The following is a 15,989-nucleotide window of genomic DNA, read 5'->3' as shown; positions in this document are numbered from 1 at the left end:
TCAGAGCAGTCCGAGGGCCTGGGCGGCCGCCGTCACGCCGTCCCGATCCGAGACGCCGAGCTTGCGGTAGATGTTCCGCACGTGCGTCTTCACCGTGTTCGGCGAGATGTACTCCTGCTGTGCGATCTGCCGCAGCGTCGCATTCCGGCTCAGCGCGCTCAGCACGATGCGCTCCCGCTGCGTCAGCTCCTCCTCGACGAGGACTCCGGCGGCGGACAGCCGCTCGCGCACCCGATCGGCGAAGTGCGTGCGCGCGCCCGCCGTCGCCCGTGCCGCGAGCAGCCGCGACACGATCGGGCCGGCCTCGGCGACGCGGCGCACGTGGTCCTCCGGCTCCGCGAGGGCGAGCGCGGTGGCGAGCGCGAGCTGCGCCCGGTCCGGCTCCCCGTCGTGCACGTCGAGCTCGGCCTCGACCAGCCACGCGTCGATCATCGACGCCGGGAGCAGACACGGGATGGCGCCCTCCAGCACCGGCGCCAGCGCGCCACGGGCGATGCCGTCACGGCGGTCGTGCACGGCGGCGATGGCCCGGAGCAGAAGCACGTCTCCCGTGTCCCCCAGCGCATCCTCGATGTCGGCGATGAGCCGGTCGCGGAGCGTCGGCTCCCCCAATCGGTCGAAGGCGTGCACCGCGAAGGGCCCCATCATGGCGTACCAGTGCGGCGGAAGCGGCAGATCGTCACGGGGAGTCAGGGTGTCGAGGAGCCGCACGGCCGCGTCGTGGGGATCGCCGCCCTGCTCCGCGCCGAGCAGCACGCGCATCCCCTGCAGGCCCCGCGCGATCGCGGTCTCTCCGCCCGCGGCGATCACCTGCGCCGAGGACTCCAGGGTCTCGGCCTCCTCCAGGACCTGCATGCCCTCGTAGGGGCCCCAGAAACGCCACACCCTGGTCACCTCGAAGAACGGGCTGTCCGGCTCGCCGAACTCGTGCCAGCGGCGCTCCAGGGCGGCTCCCGCCTCGATCGCGTCACGGAGCCGGCCGCGGAACAGCACGCTGGTGGCGAGGACCGCCTCGGCCTGCAGCTCCGCCGCGCGGGCACCGATCGCTCGGGCGAGGTCACCGGCACGGCGCGCTGTCGCCTCCGCCTGATCGAGTCGTCCCACATAGAGCTCCGCCGTCGCGGTCTCCAGGAGGGCATAGGTGTCGAGCTGCTCCTCTCCGCTGAGATCGCGGAGGTCGGCTCCGGCGCCGTCGAGGGTCTCGGCGATCCCGCCCCGCCGCAGCGCCGTGTGCATCTCGATCCCGCGGCGCCAGCGTCGGTCGGCGTCGGACTCCCCCGCGCCCACGGGCGGCACGATCACGGCGGCCGACGGATCTCCGCAGGACAGCTCCGCCGCGGCGACGAGCATCCGGACGGTGGGCACGGCGCGCAGGGCGGTCGGCAGCTCCGCCATCATCCGCCGCACCGTGTCCGCCCGGCCGTCCAGCACGAGCTGCATCCCGCAGCGCCGCAGGACGCCGGCCGTGCAGGCCGTCTCCCCGCCACGGACGGCGTGCTGCAGCGCGCGGAGGGGCTGCCCCTGCTGCGCGAACCAGTCGGCGGCCCGCCGGTGGAGCCGCTCCTCGCGTCCGGCACCGCCTTCCCGCAGCCGGCCGAGGAGGAACTCCCGCAGCAGCGGCGGATAGTGGTAGCGGGACGGATCCTCGGCGTCCGGGCCCACGAGCACGTTGAGGCGGAGCAGCCGGTCGATCATGGCGGTCACGGAATCGGCCCCGGAGAGCACGGCGGCGAGCTCGGGAGTGAAGCGGTCCACGACCGCGGTCGCCTCGAGGAAGGAGCGCAGTTCGCCGTCGAGGTCGGCGAGCACCTCCTCGACGAAGTAGTCCGCGACCTCGGGGGCGTCCCCGCGCAGCGTGGGCCCGAGGACGGTCTGCGCCCCGGCGGCGTCGAGCATCATGAGCTGCAGCCCGGTCGCCCACCCCTCGGTACGGGCGAGCACGGTGCTGACCTCGCCCTGAGAGAGCCGGAGACCTCGCGCGCCGAAGAAGGCGCGGATCTCGGCCGGGGTGAAGGCGAGCGCACGGGCGTCGAGTTCGAGGGCCACGCCGGCGATGCGGCGTCGTGCCAGCGGGATCGCGCGCGTCCCGCGTCCGGAGAGCACCACGTGCACCGTGCCGGGAGCGCTCTGCACGAACGTCGAGATCAGTTGGGCGGTGTGCTCGTCCTCGACGCGGTGCACGTCGTCGACGATGAGGACGATCCGGTTCCTCGCCTCTCGGAGGGCCCTGGCGAACGCACGCGCCGTCGTCGCGGAGCGCACGGCGGGCACGGCCGCGAGCGCGTCCTGGAGTCCGGGATCGTCGATCCTCTCGAGGGCGGCACGCAGGAGCGGCAGGTCCGCCTCGCCGCGTTCCAGGGACACCCACACGAGGTCGATGCCGGGATCGGCACGCAGACCCTGCGCCCACTGCGACAGCAGCCTCGTCTTGCCGGATCCCGCCGGCGCGCTCACGAGCGTGAGCGTCCACGGCCCGTCCATCGCGGCCGTCAACCGCGAGAGCAGGCGCTCTCGACGGACCTCGCCCTTCACCGCCGCGGGTCCCGGGCTCTCGCTCGTTCCCGCCGTTCTTGCACTGTGCAGCACTCGAAACCCCCCGATTTCGATCTTGCTCCCCCTCGCGGGCAGTCTATTGCAAGGTGGGAGCGGTCCCGCAAGAGGGGCTCACTCGGAGACGTCCGCCCGCGACGGCCGCCGCATCGCGAGAAGCGCCGGCACGAGGGCGCCGAAGAACAGGGCGAGAGCCACACCGAGCAGCGTCTCGAGGGTCCGCTCCAGGAACCGCGACGTCGGCGATTCGTCCGACGTCGACAGCAGCAGGGAGAGCACGAGGAAGGTCGTGAAGGCCGGCGCGACGTACCACCGACTCTCCTGGACCGCGCCGAGGCCGCCCACCACGACACCGATCGCGAGCGCGACCACCACGCCGCTCGGAGAGAGCAAAGCGAAACCGGCGGCGGCCAGGGCCCCGATGAGCACCGATGCCGCCCGACCGACGCTGCGCAGGACGAGCTGCCCGCGCACCGGACGCATCACGAGCAGCACGGCGCCGGTCGCCCAGCCCACGTGCTCGACCCCGGTCGCGAAGCCGATCGCGGCGGCCGTCCCCGCGGCCGCACCCAGCAGGACGCCGTAGACCAGCAGAGCTCGTCCCTTGGGCATGGCGGCCGGGACCCGCGCGCCCGCCCCGTGCTCCGGCCACAGCAGGGCGATGAGCCACGCGTACACCGAACCCGCGACGATCGCGCCCGCCAGGAGGATGGTCGTCGCCGAGAGAGGAAAGCTCAGACCGAGCCCGACCATGGGCAGGACCAGGGTCAGCGCGAGCGGGCCGGCACGCTCGCGGGCGGCGAGCATGCTGGCCAGCACCGCCAGCACCGCGAGGGCGGGCACGGCGAGGACCGGTGCGAGCGCGAGGGTCGCGCCGAGCAGGAGCCCCAACGCGACCAGCGTCCCGAGCACCGGGATCGCCGACCGGGCCCGCCGCCGCGCCGGCAGTCCCATGGCGGCCGCGGGAAGGACGCCGATGCTGAGGGCCAGGGCGACGGCAGGGTCGAACGGGGCGACCGCCATCGAGGGCAGGGCGTACAGGAGGCCGAGACCGAACCGCGACCACCGCCAGGTCAGTCCCCCGCGCGCCGCCATCACCGTCTCGCTCTCCGGCTCCGGCTGCGGTCGGGCATGCGCTCCCCGTTCTCGATCGCCCCTCGGATCCTCCGTGCCGTCAGCCTAGGCAGGCGATGACCGCACGTCACCGCTCGTCGGCCACTTCACCCGGGTGAACGCCTCCGCTCCCCTCCCGATCCGCAGCGGCCCGGAGCCCGATGTCGACGGTGGGGTGCACCCGGCCGGCTTCCACCAGCCCGGAGTACCACGGCGTCCGCGCCGCGACGGCCGCCGCCGCCTCCGGCACCGCCGCGAGGTGGAGCAGCACGCCGAGTTGGGACAGCTCCCGGTCGAGCGCCTCGAGGGTGTCGAGCACGGTGATGGACATCACCACCTGCTGCGGCAGCCCGAGGACGAGCGTCCGGACCGGCTCGGCCTGAGCCGAGACGGTCTGGACGATGAGCCGCTGGTTGGCGAGCGCGTTCGCCGTGTACAGGCCCCGCTCCGGCTCCACCCCGAGGGCGCTCCCCCTCCTTCCCACCACCCGGATCCGAGGGATGTTGAGCTCCCGGAGGACGAGCACGAGGGTCACCACCACCCCGACGGCGACAGCGGGGAGGAGTCCCGCGGTGAGCCCGATCGCCGCCACGGCCGTCGCGACCCAGAAGTCGATCCGGCTGATGCGCGCCCACCGCACGAGTTCCGGGATGTTGACGAGTCCGGCCACCGCCGTGAAGACCATCGCCGCGAGCGTGGCCTCGGGAAGCAGGCTGAGCACCGGGGCGAGGAAGAGCGCGACCGCCACGGCGAGCGCGACCGTGGTCAGCGTCGCCAGCTGGGAGCGGGCTCCGGCCCCCTGGTTCACGGCGCTCTGCGAGAATCCCCCCGCCGCGGGCATGGCCGAGAAGAGCGCGCCGACCGTGTTCGCCGCGCCGGTGGCGAAGAGCTCCTGGTCGCTGTCGATCTGCGGCTCTGTCGCCTGACGGAGGCTGCGCGCGACGGCGGCGGACTCGAGGAACGCCATGACGGCGATGGCGAGCGCTCCCGGCACGAGAGCCGCGGCCGCGGACAGGTCCGGGATCCCGGGAACCGGCAGACCGCCGGTCACCGGGGCGATGAGGTCGACCCCGAGATCATCGATCCCGCCGACCCCGACGAGCAGCATGCCGGCCGCGACGACGACGAGGGTGCCCGGCACCCGAGGTGCGAAGCGCTTGAGGAGCAGAAGGGTGGCGATGGAGCCGATCGAGAGGAGCAGCGTGGGGATGTTGACGCTGCCGAGCGCCTCCCCCACGGCGACCAGAGAGCGGAGGAAGCCGTGGCCGGAGAAGTCGAAGGACTCCCCCAGGAGCTTCGGGAGCTGCCCCACGGCGACCGTCGCCCCGACCCCGATCTTCAACCCGAGAACAGTGGCCCCGCTGATGTTCTCGACGAGCGAGCCCAGGCGGCACGCCCGGGCGAGCAGCAGCACCACCCCCACCAGGAGGGTGAGCATCATGAGCGCCCCGATGGCGTCGTCCGCGCCCGCGGCGACCCCCGCCGAGACCAGCGTGGTCGCCGTGAGGGTGGCGATGGTCGACGTCGTCGAGACGCTCATCGCCCGGCTGCCGCCCAGAAGGGCGTAGACGAGCATCGGCACGATGCAGGTGTAGAGGCCGACCTGCACCGGGAGATCGGCGATCGTCGCATACGCCATGGCCTGCGGCACCACGACGGCGCCCGCGGAGAGGCCGGCGAGCACGTCGCGCACGATCCAGCGGCGCTGGTACCCGTCCAGCGTGCTCAGCAGCCAGGACGGTCTGCGCGCTGCGCTCATGGGGGCTCCTTCCGCCGTCGAGGGAAGCGTACTGCCGACGCTCCCGCAGCGGCCCGCCGGGGACTCCGGACGGGCCGTGAGTCACCCGGGTGAACTCCCGACGGAAGCGGTGCGCAGCGACCGCGCCCGCCGGTATGGTCCGAGCGTGCCCCCGGAGACGGCGGCACCGAGAAAGGAGCAGTCATGGGATTTTGGGCATCGTTCTGGGACATCATCTGGTGGTTCCTGTGGATCTTCGCCTTCACCGCATACCTCTTCGCTCTGTTCGCGATCATCGGAGACCTGTTCCGCGATCACAAGCTGAGCGGCTGGTGGAAGGCCGTGTGGATCTTCTTCCTGATCTTCGTGCCGTTCCTCACCGCCCTCGTCTACCTCATCGCCCGCGGCAACGGCATGGCCGAACGCAGCAGCGCCGAGGCGCGTCGGGCGCAGGAGGCGGCGAACGCCTACATCCAGCAGGTCGCCGGCAGCAGTCCGAGCGAGGAGATCGCGAAGGCGAAGGCGCTCCTGGACGCCGGAACCATCACGCCGGACGAGTACTCCCTCATCAAGGCGAAGGCGCTGCAGTAAGGCGCAGCCCGGACCGCACCATCGCGAGGAGCCCGCGGCATGGACCTGCAGGATCTCCTGCCCACCGACATCGACTGGTGGCAGCTGCTGCTCGCCCTGCTCGTCGCCCTCGCGACCTGGATCATCTCGCGGTTCGCGCGCCGGGGCACCACCGCCCTGCTCCGGCGTGCACCCGGGATCTCCGCCGCCGTCGGGACGGCCATCGCGCAGTTCGTCGGCTACGCCATCCTCCTGCTGGGCTTCGGCATCGCGCTCGCGATGCTCGGCGCCAACGTGCAGCCGCTGCTCGCGATCGTCGTCATCCTCGGCGTCGTCGCGATCCTCGTCCTCCGCGGTGTCGCCGACAACTTCGCGGCCGGCGTGCTGCTGCAGGCACGGCAGACGGTCCGCATCGGAGACGAGATCGTCGTGGAGGCGCTGGACTCCGTGATCGCGGGGACGGTGACCGAGCTCAACGCCCGCGCGGTGATCCTGCACACGGTCGACGGGCGCACCCTGCACATCCCCAACGCGCGGCTGCTCTCCGACCCCGTGGTCAACGACTCCACCCGCGGAGCCCGGCGCAGCGAGGTGGAGGTCAGGGTGCGACGGGACGGGACGACCGGGATCGACGGCGTGCTCGCACCGCTCGTCGACGCCGCGCGGACGGCGGAGGGCGTGCACCGGCACGAGGGCGTGCGGGCGCTCGTGGTCGGCGTGAGCGGAGACCGGCTGATCGCCCGCCTGCAGTTCTGGCACCACCCGCTGCACGGCGCCCTCGTCAGCGCCGCGGTCGTGGTCGCCGTCTTCGACGCCCTCGGCGCTCTCGGCACGACCGGCACGGTCACCAGCGTCCCGGCCCCGCCACCCCTCGTGCCGTCCGACGCCGTGTGAGAACGGGGTGCGCGATGTCGGTGCCCTCGGGCATGATCTGCGCATGGACATCACCTTCCTGCAGCCGGACGGCCTCGTCCGCAGCCCCGCCTTCAGCCATGCCGCCGTCATCCCTCCCGGGGCGACCACCGTCTACATCGGAGGGCAGAACGGCGTCGACGCCTCCGGCGCCGTCGTCTCCCCGGACGTGGGGGCGCAGGCGCTTCGCGCTCTCGACAACGCCCGGGTCGCGCTGGAGTCGGCGGGGGCGACGCTCGACGACGTCGTGAGCTGGACCATCCTCATCGATCAGGATGCCGATCTGCGCGCGGCGTACGGCGCCGTGGCCGCCACCGTCGCCAGGGACGGCGCCCCGCCACTGGTCACCGCCGCCCGGGTTGCGGGCCTGGGCGTGCCCGGAGCCCTCATCGAGGTGAGCGCGATCGCCGCGACCATCCGCGACTGAGTCAGATACGACCGCGCACGGGGGTGCGTTCGACGCCGTCCGGCTCGTCGGGCATGGTCATCTCGGCACGGACGCCGAGCAGACGCACTTCCCGGGCGGGGTCGAGGGTCTCACCGAGCGCGAGCGCCATCGCGACTACGTCCTCTCGATCCGCCGTGGGAGCCGGGAGCTTCCGGCCGAAGGTCCTCGTCTCGAACGGGGCGTACCGCACCTTGAGATGCACCCGCATGACCGGGCGCCCCTCGGCGGCGCAGTCGTCGAACGCGTGTCCCGCGAGCTCCCGCAGCGCGTCCTGCACCGCCTCAGGCGTCGTGAGGTTCTGCTGATACGTGGTCTCCCGGCTGTGGCTCCGAGCCACCCACGGAGTGTCGTCGACGATCCGCGGCCCCAGCCCGGAGCCCAGGCCGAGATACCACCGCCCCATCTTGGGGCCGAACTCCGCGACGAGGGTCTCCTCGTCCGCCGCCGCGAGTTCGCGCACCGTGGCGATGCCGTGTGCCGCGAGCCGCTTCTGCACCTTCGGCCCCACGCCCCAGAGATCGCGGGTGGGCCGGTCGCCCATCACGGCGAACCAGTTGTCGGCGGTCAGCCGGAAGACGCCGTGCGGCTTGCCGAACTCCGTCGCGATCTTCGCGCGCACCTTGTTGTCGCCCACGCCGACCGAGCAGTGCAGGCCCGTGGCCTCCTCCACCGCCCGCTGCGCGGCCCGCGCGACGCCCTCCGGAGCGTCGGTCGCGACGCCGAGGAAGCACTCGTCCCATCCGAGCACTTCCAGCACCACGTCCGGCAGGGTCCGCAACGCCGTCATCACCTCCTCGGAGGCCCGCTCGTACTCCGCGTGATCCACCGGCAAGAACACCGCGTCCTCCGGTGCCTTGCGCGCCGCGATCTTCAGCGGCATCCCCGACCCGATGCCGAACGCACGCGCCTCGTACGACGCCGTCGAGACGACCGCTCGCTCGGTCGGATCACCGCGGCCCCCGACGATGACCGGACGTCCGGCCAGCTCCGGGCGGCGCCGCACCTCGACCGCGGCGATGAACTGATCCATGTCGACGTGCAGCACCCACTCGGCCATGCATCGAGTGTGGCCGCTGACGCCCGGGAAGTCACCCCGTCAGACGAGGAAGATCGGCAGGAGCCCGGGGTTGTGGGCGTGGACGAGGACGGCGAAGACGACCGCGTCGAAGAGGAGGTGCACCGTGACGACGTAGGCCAGCGAGTGCGTCCGGAGGAAGATGAATCCCTGCAGGAGCGCGAACGGGATGGTCAGCAGCGGGCCCCATTCGCGGTACCCGAGCTCCCACAGGAAGGAGACGAACACGACGGCCTGCAGCACGTTCGCGAGCGCATCGGGGAAGTGGCGCCGCAGCAGCGCGAAGACGGTGCAGATGAAGAACAGCTCATCCCAGATGCCGACGGCGCCGACGCCGACGAACAGCCGCGCGATGAGATCGGGCGTGTCCACCACGGGCCAGTTCTGATAGACGCCGCTGGTGATGAAGTAGAAGGGCAGGATCAGCCAGCCGAGCACCAGCACCGCGACGAGCCAGCCCCAGTGGAGCACTCCCCAGCGCTGCCCGGTGCGCCAGGGGAACCGGATCGCCCGGTCGCGATAGACGAACCGCGAGACCAGATACGGCACCAGCACCGCGCCGCCGAGCGCGAGCGTGAACCGCAGCATGGCCAGGTTGTCCAGCTCCGCCGCGAGCGGGATGACACTCACGATGAGCATGCCGAGCGCGATCAGCGAGAGGTCTCGCGTGAGCGACGGCCGCCGGGACCCGTCGGCCCCGGTGAGCGGCTCGCCGCGGCGCTCCACGAGCAGGGCGGCGCCGACGCCCAGCGCCAGCAGCAGCCAGCCGAGCCAGGGCAGCGCTGCGACGAAGAAGGCCGGGGCGGCCGCACACACCAGCGCCGCCGGGACGAGGCGCACCCCCACGGGCGCGCTCGGAGGGGCCTGCGTCATGCACGATCCCGTCGGCGGTACACGAGGTCGCGGATGTCGCGCCCCTTCGCGAGACCCTTCCGCTCGAACGCGGTCATGACCCGACCGTCGAACCGCTCGGCCCAGTCGCCCTCGAAGGCCCGCTCGAACAGGGGCTCGGCGTCGAGCACCTCCCGCATCTGGAGCGCATAGTCCTCCCAGTCGGTCGCGAGCCGCAGGAGGCCGCCGTCGCGCAGCGCCCTGGCCGCCGTGTCCCCGAACCCGGGCCGGATGAGACGCCGTTTCGTGTGGCGCTTCTTGTGCCACGGGTCGGGGAAGAAGATCCACACCTCGGCCGCCGCGGCCTCCGGCAGGTACGAGGAGAGCACCTCCGGCGCGTTGGCCTCCACGACGCGGAGGTTCTGTGCACCCGCACGGTCGGCGTCGAGCATGGTCCGGGCGAGGCCCGCGCGGAAGACCTCGACGGCGAGGAAGTCGTCGTGCGGCCGGCTCGACGCGGCGGCGACGATGGCATGCCCCTGGCCGGAGCCGATCTCGACGAAGAGGTCCGCCTCCCTGCCGTACTCGGCGGCGACGTCGAACCGCGCCTCGGGGTGCACGGAGGTCCATGCCACGGCGCGCGGCACATCCAGCAGATAGCGCGGGGCGAGGTCGCTGAAGGCGCGCTCCTGCGCCTCGGACATCCGGCCGCTCCGACGCACGAAGGACACCGGCTCGTCGCGGAAGGTACGCGGTTCGGGCATGGATCCAGGGTAGCCGCCGGGGCCGCCACCGCCGGACGCGGTCAGCCCGCGGGCTCGGTGACGAAGTCGATCAGCTCTTCCACCCGGCCGAGGAGCGCGGGCTCGAGGTCGCGGTAGGTCGTCACCTTCGACAGGATGTGCTGCCAGGCCCTGGCCGTGTCGGCCTGCGTCTCGTGCGGCCAGCCGAAGGCACGGCAGATGCCCGTCTTCCAGTCGACGCCGCGCGGGATCTCGGGCCACGCGGCGATGCCGAGGGCTCGAGGGGTGACGCACTGCCAGACGTCGACGAACGGGTGTCCGACGATACGGACATGGCGACCGTGCGGTCCGCGGGCGACCGCCTCGGCGATGCGGGACTCCTTCGACCCGGGCACGAGATGGTCGACGAGGACGCCGTACCGCCGGCGCGCACTCGGCGGCTCCGCCGCGAGGAGTTCGTCGAGGAGGTCCACGCCCTGGAGGTACTCGACGACGACGCCTTCGACACGCAGGTCGGCCCCCCATACCTTCTCCACGAGCTCGGCGTCGTGCCGCCCCTCGACGAGGATGCGGCTGGGCAGCGCCGTCCGCGCCCGCTGATCCGCCACGGCGAAGGAGCCGGAGGCGGTGCGACGAGGGCCCTGTGCCGACGCCGCCGGCGCCGTGAGGCGCACCGGTGCCCCGTCGATGAGGAAGCCGCCGCCGAGGGGGAACAGCCGCCGTCGCCCGACGCGGTCCTCGAGCTCCACGGCACCGCCCTGCACCTTCGTCACGGCGCCGCAGAATCCGTCCGCCGCGACCTCGACCACGAGGTCGACCTCGGCGGGCACCTGCGGCACCGGCTTCACGCCGCGCTCGCGCCAGCCCGCTGCCAGCACGTCGGATCCGTACCTGTCGTCCATGCCTTCCAGCGTATGTGTCTCCGCTGAGGGCGAACGCTGAGACGCGCGCGAGTGTTGTCGCGTCGGACTAGGCAACTCGCTTCTGTCCCCCATTTGCCCTACAGCCACTCGCGGCTTCCCTCGCTAACATTTCACTCATTAGCTTCCAGCTCTCAGTGAGGGGAATCATTATGGAACTCGTTTCGGATCTCGTAGCTTCTAAGCGCAAAAGGCGCGGCGGGATCGCTGCTGCTCTTGCCCTTATCCTGTCAATCTCAGTGCTCGCGGTTCCAGATACTGCTGTCGCCGGCTCGGGCATCGTGCACGTCTGGGGGCAGCGGTGCACAGCCAGTAATGGCGGCCACTACGTGGCCTTTCACGGCAGCACGGACGGAGCGCGAAAGAACGCCTCTCTACCTGCGTACTATTCGGTGAACAACGGAGCCTGGCACCGGACCTCAAACGTCTCCACGAATGGGAGCTTCGGGATCGGCTCCACGGGTACCATCACGTCAACTTGGCCGAGCGGCGCAGGCTCAGTAATGGTGCGAGTGAAGATTGACGGAATCATCGGTTCAGCATCGGTGCCCTTTAGCCCCACCCGCTGCCGGCCAGGAGGACAGCATTTCTGACATGCGCGAATCTACATGGAACCTGCCCGCGCCCGAAGCAGGCCTGCGACCATGGGAGGACAAGGGTCACACAAGAGAGCTCTTCGACGACCTCTGCTTGTTGATTCAGGCGTCGCAAGCAGGAGAGGCGATCGACCAACTTCTCGCCGGAGAACCACTGTCCGACGAGCGTCTGGCCTCCCTCGGGCGGCTGAACTACCACGCCTTCATCAAGCGATATGAGCCGATTGTTGCACTGTGGGACGCGACTCCGCGATTAGATCCCAACGCCGAGGCCCTCCTCGCAATGCGGGGGTAGTTCATCAACGCATAGACTCATGGCATGGGGCTCTGCTGCCAGTCGGAGGGAACACGATGACGAAACGGTGGCTTACGCTGGCTGCACTTGCCATGGCCGCCGTGACGGGAGTTTTCAGTGCTTCCGCCGCTTTCGCAACTGATCCGCTCACGCTCGATTCCGGATACGTCACCGACCAAGCCGACGTTCTCAGCGCCGATGAGGAAGCCACGGTAGAAGCCAGGCTCAAAGACCTGACGGCCAACTCCAACACCGACCTATTCGTGGTGCTCGTCGACGAATTCACCAAACCGAGCGACGGCCCCGCCTGGGCAGACACGGTCGCCGAAAAGAACGGTATCGGTACCGAGCAGTATCTCCTCGCGATCGCGGTCGAAGGGCGCAGCTACTACATCTCCGCTGCACCCGACGGCCCGGTGAGCTTCAGCCAGCTCGACAGCATCGAGGACAAGATGGTCCCCCTCGCGGCTGACGGCGACTGGGTCGGCGCGATCACGCTGGCCGCGGACGAGATCCAGGGGGACGGGGGCGCCGGAGCGCTCCGCGTCACGCTGATCGTCGTCGGGGTGGTCGCGGCCGCCCTGCTCGTCTGGCTCGTCGTCGCTCTGGTCCGACGCGCACGCCGCACCGCAGCCATCCGCGAGCGAGGCGCCATGCCGGAGACCCCGGATCCCGCCGATCCGTTCTCCACGCTCACCGATGCCCAGGTCGAGCAACAGGCCGGCGTCGCGCTCGTGCGCGCGGACGACGCCATCACCTCCAGCCGGGAGGAGCTGGGATTCGCCGTGGCGCAGTACGGCGAGGGCGCGACCGCGGAGTTCTCCCGCGCCATCGACGAGGCGAAGGCGAAGATCGCCGAGGCGTTCGACCTCCGGCAGAAGCTCGACGACGAGATCGAGGATTCCGTCCACGACCGCCGTGCGTGGCACATCCGCATCATCAGACTGGCCGACGAGATCGACGAGATCCTCGACGACAACACCGAGGCCTTCGACGAGCTGCGCCAGCTCGAGCAGAACGCACCGAAGGAGCTGGAGCGGGTGCGACGAGAGCGCGCCGACCTGACGCCGCTCCTCGCCTCGGCCGCTCCCTCCCTCGCTGCTCTCACCGCGACCTACGACCCGGCCGCCCTGAGCACCGTGACGGACAACCCGGCGCAGGCCCAGGAGCGCGCGGCGTTGGCCGATCGAGCGATCGATGCCGCAGCACAGGCGCTGACGAGCGGACGCTCGGGCGAGGCGGCGTTCGCGATCCGCACGGCCGAGCAGGCCGTGGCGCAGGCCGCGCAGCTGGTCCAGGCGATCACCGCGCTCGGCACCGAGCTGACCGGGGTCGAGGCGCAGGCGCAGGCGCTCGTCACCGAGCTCCAGGGCGATGTGGCTGCGGCGGCGCAGCTGCCCGACCCGACCGGCGCCCTGGCGAGTGCATCCCACACGGTGACCGCACAGCTGCAGACGGCGCAGGCCGACCTCGTCGCCACGCCACGCAACCCGCAGCGGGCCCTCGACGCCCTCACGGCGGCGAACGCCCAGATCGACGGCGCGATCGCGCAGGGACACGAAGCCGTGGAGCGCGCCCGACGGGCCCAGCAGCTCCTGGAGCAGACCCTGGCCCAGGCGGCCTCCGAGATCCGGGCCGCCCGGGAGTTCATCGAGACGCGCCGCGGCACCGTGGGCTCCACCGCCCGCACGCGCCTGGCGACCGCCGACACCGCGTTGACCCAGGCCCTCACCCTGCGCACGTCGAATGTCGAGAACGCCCTGGCCGAGGCCCAGCGCGCCCTCGACCTCGCGCGCCAGGCCACGTCCGCCGCGGAGGCCGATCTCCGCGCATACACCCCCGGCGGCTATCCGGACGACGGCTGGGGCGGAGTCTTCGGCGGCTCCGGGTCCCGTTCCGGCGGCTCCGGCATCGGCGGGGACATCCTCGGCGGGATCATCGGCGGACTGCTCGCCGGCGGCGGGGGCGGCGGCTCGTCCCGGCGCAGCAGCGGCTGGCGCTCCTCGGGCGGCTTCCGCAGCTCCGGCTTCGGCGGAGGCGGATCCCGCGGCGGCGGACGCGGACGCTCCGGAGGTCGACGCTTCTGATCCCCCGCACAGACACATACGCCAAGCTCTCGAAGACGCCCCTCTGAAAGGAACCACGCATGACCAAGCAGTCCATCTTCGGACGGATCTCCACCCTCGTCCGCGCGAACATCAACGCCCTCCTGGACTCTGCGGAGGACCCGCAGAAGATGCTCGACCAGCTCGTCCGCGACTACACCAACAGCATCGCCGACGCCGAGTCCGCCATCGCGGAGACCATCGGCAACCTGCGGCTGCTGGAGCGCGACCACGAGGAAGACGTGCAGGCGGCCAACGAGTGGGGCAACAAGGCCCTCGCTGCCAGCCGCAAGGCCGACGAGATGCGCGGCGCGGGCAACACCGCCGACGCCGACAAGTTCGATAACCTCGCGAAGATCGCCCTGCAGCGCCAGATCAGCGCCGAGCGGGAGGCGACGAGCGCCGAACCGCAGATCGCGGCCCAGACCGAGATCGTCGACAAGCTCAAGAGCGGCCTGAACGGCATGAAGGACAAGCTCAACGAGCTCAAGAACAAGCGCAGCGAGCTGCTCGCCCGCGCCAAGGTCGCCGAGGCGCAGACCAAGGTGCAGGACGCGGTCAGCTCCATCAACGTGCTCGACCCCACCAGCGAGCTCGGCCGGTTCGAGGACAAGGTCCGCCGCCAGGAGGCTCTCGCCCAGGGCAAGGCGGAGCTGGCCGCGTCGAGCCTCGACGCCCAGTTCGAGAGCCTCGAGGATCTCGGCGAGCTGACCGAGGTCGAGGCGCGCCTCGCCGAGCTGAAGGCCGGCGGCACCGCGCCGCGCCAGGCGCTCGAAGGCAACTGACACCGACGCGGATGCCCGGGCGCACGCCCGGGCATCCGCGGTTCCGTCTCCGGGAGGTCTCCCATGGTGCGTTTCCTGGTCGTGCCGCAGTGGCAGGGTTCACCCGCCGCGCGCGCGATGCTCCTCGTCGACGGCGCGTCGGCGATCGCCGGCGATCTGCCGCGTGCGGCGACGACCGTCCTCGACGTTCCGGTCGAAGCCGGCGAGGCGCTGGGCACGGGCGTCCGGCGGCTCAGCGCCCTCGCACGTACGCGGGAGCTCGTCGCCGGACATCTCGAAGCCGGAACCGTGCTGATCGGCGGCGACTGCAGCATCACCGTCGCCGCACTCGACACGCTCCCCGGCGGGACCGACGACCTCGCCGTGGTCTGGTGCGATGCGCACGGCGATCTGCACACGCCGGACACCTCGCCGTCCGGGGCCTTCTCCGGCATGGCGCTGCGTGCCGTCCTCGGTGAGGGAGAACCGCAGCTCGCCCTGTCCCCCGGCATCCCCCGGGATCGTGTCGTCACCGTGGGTGTCCGGAACCTCGACGAGGCCGAGACCGGCGAATGGGACCGCCTCCGGAATCTCGGGGTGGCCGATCTGGACGACCCGGCGGCGCTCGCCGACGCCGTGCAGGCCACGGGGGCGCAGCGGGTGTGGGTGCACATCGACGTCGACGTCCTCGACCCGGCGTCGTTCACCGGAGTCTCCGCCGCCGTGCCCTTCGGCGTGACCCCCTCGTCCCTGAGCACGGCGATCCGAGAGCTCCGGAGCCGCGTCCCCCTCGCCGGGGCGACCATCGCGGGCTTCGCCCCTCGCACGCCGGCCGACGCCGTCGACGACCTCGGCGCGATCCTGCGTCTCGTCGGAGCCGTCGCGTGAGCCCGGCGCCGGGGTGGGAGGCCGTCGCGGCGGAACGCCTCGCCCGCGGACGACGGTCGGACCGCCGCATCCCCTCCTTCCTGCTGCGCTCCCCGATCAGCCGCCTGGGCTACCTCTGGGGCACGGCCGTCGGCTGGATCTGGGGCGCTCTGTGGAGCACCGGCCCGATCGAACGGCGCGGCGGTCTCTGGGTGTTCCGGGGCATGCCCCGATGGACCTTCCACCGCGGCGGCGTCTGCGTGGGCGGGTGCTTCCTCACCGGCGACGCGCGGCCCACGGACGCGGTGCTGCGCCACGAGGCCGTGCACAAGCAGCAGTGGCTGCGCTACGGCTTCCTGATGCCGGTGCTCTATCTGTTCGCGGGACGCGACCCGCTGCGGAACCGCTTCGAGATCGAAGCGGGGCTGGAAGACGGCAACTACGTGCGCCGCCCCCGCTGAC

The 15,989-nt window shown here is 71.6% G+C and carries 15 protein-coding genes; 8 read left to right on the top strand and 7 right to left on the bottom strand.

Features of this window, described 5'->3' with window-relative positions:
• The 3 genes from B7W94_RS13995 to B7W94_RS13985 all read right to left on the bottom strand — a co-directional run bounded on the left by B7W94_RS13995 (position 1) and on the right by B7W94_RS13985 (position 5,422).
• Positions 1-2,532, bottom strand: a complete 2,532-nt coding sequence (locus tag B7W94_RS13995; RefSeq protein WP_085607229.1) for a LuxR C-terminal-related transcriptional regulator — start codon at positions 2,530-2,532, stop codon at positions 1-3.
• A 132-nt stretch (positions 2,533-2,664) separates the two neighbouring features.
• Positions 2,665-3,645, bottom strand: coding sequence for an FUSC family protein (locus tag B7W94_RS13990; RefSeq protein WP_085607227.1), 981 nt, complete (start codon positions 3,643-3,645; stop codon positions 2,665-2,667).
• Positions 3,646-3,751: 106 nt separating this feature from the next.
• Positions 3,752-5,422 (bottom strand): SulP family inorganic anion transporter, encoded by a 1,671-nt coding sequence (locus tag B7W94_RS13985; RefSeq protein WP_172400127.1) that lies wholly within the window; start codon positions 5,420-5,422, stop codon positions 3,752-3,754.
• Between the two features lie 183 nt (positions 5,423-5,605).
• On the opposite strand from B7W94_RS13985, the gene B7W94_RS13980 reads away from it, so the two are divergent.
• Genes B7W94_RS13980 through B7W94_RS13970 form a run of 3 tightly spaced genes read left to right on the top strand, consistent with a single transcriptional unit; the run spans position 5,606 to position 7,310 of the window.
• The gene (locus B7W94_RS13980) at positions 5,606-5,992 is read left to right on the top strand and encodes an SHOCT domain-containing protein (protein ID WP_025103101.1); all 387 of its coding nucleotides are present in this window, start codon (positions 5,606-5,608) and stop codon (positions 5,990-5,992) included.
• Positions 5,993-6,031: 39 nt separating this feature from the next.
• Positions 6,032-6,865, top strand: coding sequence for a mechanosensitive ion channel family protein (locus B7W94_RS13975; protein WP_085607225.1), 834 nt, complete (start codon positions 6,032-6,034; stop codon positions 6,863-6,865).
• A 43-nt stretch (positions 6,866-6,908) separates the two neighbouring features.
• The gene (locus B7W94_RS13970) at positions 6,909-7,310 is read left to right on the top strand and encodes a RidA family protein (RefSeq protein WP_085607396.1); all 402 of its coding nucleotides are present in this window, start codon (positions 6,909-6,911) and stop codon (positions 7,308-7,310) included.
• Between the two features lies 1 nt (position 7,311).
• Here B7W94_RS13970 and B7W94_RS13965 read toward each other — a convergent pair whose 3' ends face one another.
• Genes B7W94_RS13965 through B7W94_RS13950 form a run of 4 tightly spaced genes read right to left on the bottom strand, consistent with a single transcriptional unit; the run spans position 7,312 to position 10,882 of the window.
• Entirely contained in the window at positions 7,312-8,388 is a 1,077-nt protein-coding gene (locus tag B7W94_RS13965; RefSeq protein ID WP_085607223.1) for a DNA polymerase IV, read from the bottom strand.
• 39 nt (positions 8,389-8,427) lie between these two features.
• Positions 8,428-9,279 carry a CPBP family intramembrane glutamic endopeptidase gene (locus B7W94_RS13960; RefSeq protein WP_085607221.1) on the bottom strand — a complete coding sequence of 284 codons (852 nt, stop codon included), beginning with the start codon at positions 9,277-9,279 and terminating at the stop codon, positions 8,428-8,430.
• Positions 9,276-10,001, bottom strand: coding sequence for a tRNA (guanosine(46)-N7)-methyltransferase TrmB (gene trmB / locus B7W94_RS13955; protein ID WP_085607219.1), 726 nt, complete (start codon positions 9,999-10,001; stop codon positions 9,276-9,278). The genes B7W94_RS13960 and trmB overlap by 4 nt, the downstream gene beginning before the upstream one ends.
• Positions 10,002-10,042: 41 nt before the next feature.
• A complete protein-coding gene (locus B7W94_RS13950; RefSeq protein ID WP_085607217.1) occupies positions 10,043-10,882 on the bottom strand; it encodes a DUF3097 domain-containing protein in 840 nt (279 codons plus the stop codon).
• A 612-nt stretch (positions 10,883-11,494) separates the two neighbouring features.
• Between B7W94_RS13950 and B7W94_RS17965 the strand changes: the two genes are divergently transcribed.
• The 5 genes from B7W94_RS17965 (at position 11,495) to B7W94_RS13930 (ending at position 15,988) form a co-directional block, all read left to right on the top strand.
• Complete coding sequence (locus B7W94_RS17965) at positions 11,495-11,791, top strand: hypothetical protein (RefSeq protein WP_139833332.1); 297 nt, start codon at positions 11,495-11,497, stop codon at positions 11,789-11,791.
• A 56-nt stretch (positions 11,792-11,847) separates the two neighbouring features.
• Positions 11,848-13,878 carry a TPM domain-containing protein gene (locus B7W94_RS13945; RefSeq protein ID WP_025103093.1) on the top strand — a complete coding sequence of 677 codons (2,031 nt, stop codon included), beginning with the start codon at positions 11,848-11,850 and terminating at the stop codon, positions 13,876-13,878.
• Positions 13,879-13,937: 59 nt separating this feature from the next.
• Positions 13,938-14,681, top strand: coding sequence for a PspA/IM30 family protein (locus tag B7W94_RS13940; RefSeq protein WP_025103092.1), 744 nt, complete (start codon positions 13,938-13,940; stop codon positions 14,679-14,681).
• Between the two features lie 63 nt (positions 14,682-14,744).
• Positions 14,745-15,548, top strand: coding sequence for an arginase family protein (locus B7W94_RS13935; protein WP_025103091.1), 804 nt, complete (start codon positions 14,745-14,747; stop codon positions 15,546-15,548).
• Positions 15,545-15,988 carry a hypothetical protein gene (locus B7W94_RS13930; RefSeq protein WP_025103090.1) on the top strand — a complete coding sequence of 148 codons (444 nt, stop codon included), beginning with the start codon at positions 15,545-15,547 and terminating at the stop codon, positions 15,986-15,988. The genes B7W94_RS13935 and B7W94_RS13930 overlap by 4 nt, the downstream gene beginning before the upstream one ends.
• Position 15,989: the final 1 nt, after the last annotated feature.

This window comes from Microbacterium sp. LEMMJ01, assembly GCF_002114135.1.
Taxonomy (GTDB): domain Bacteria; phylum Actinomycetota; class Actinomycetes; order Actinomycetales; family Microbacteriaceae; genus Microbacterium.
This window is presented reverse-complemented; position numbering and strand designations above follow the sequence as displayed.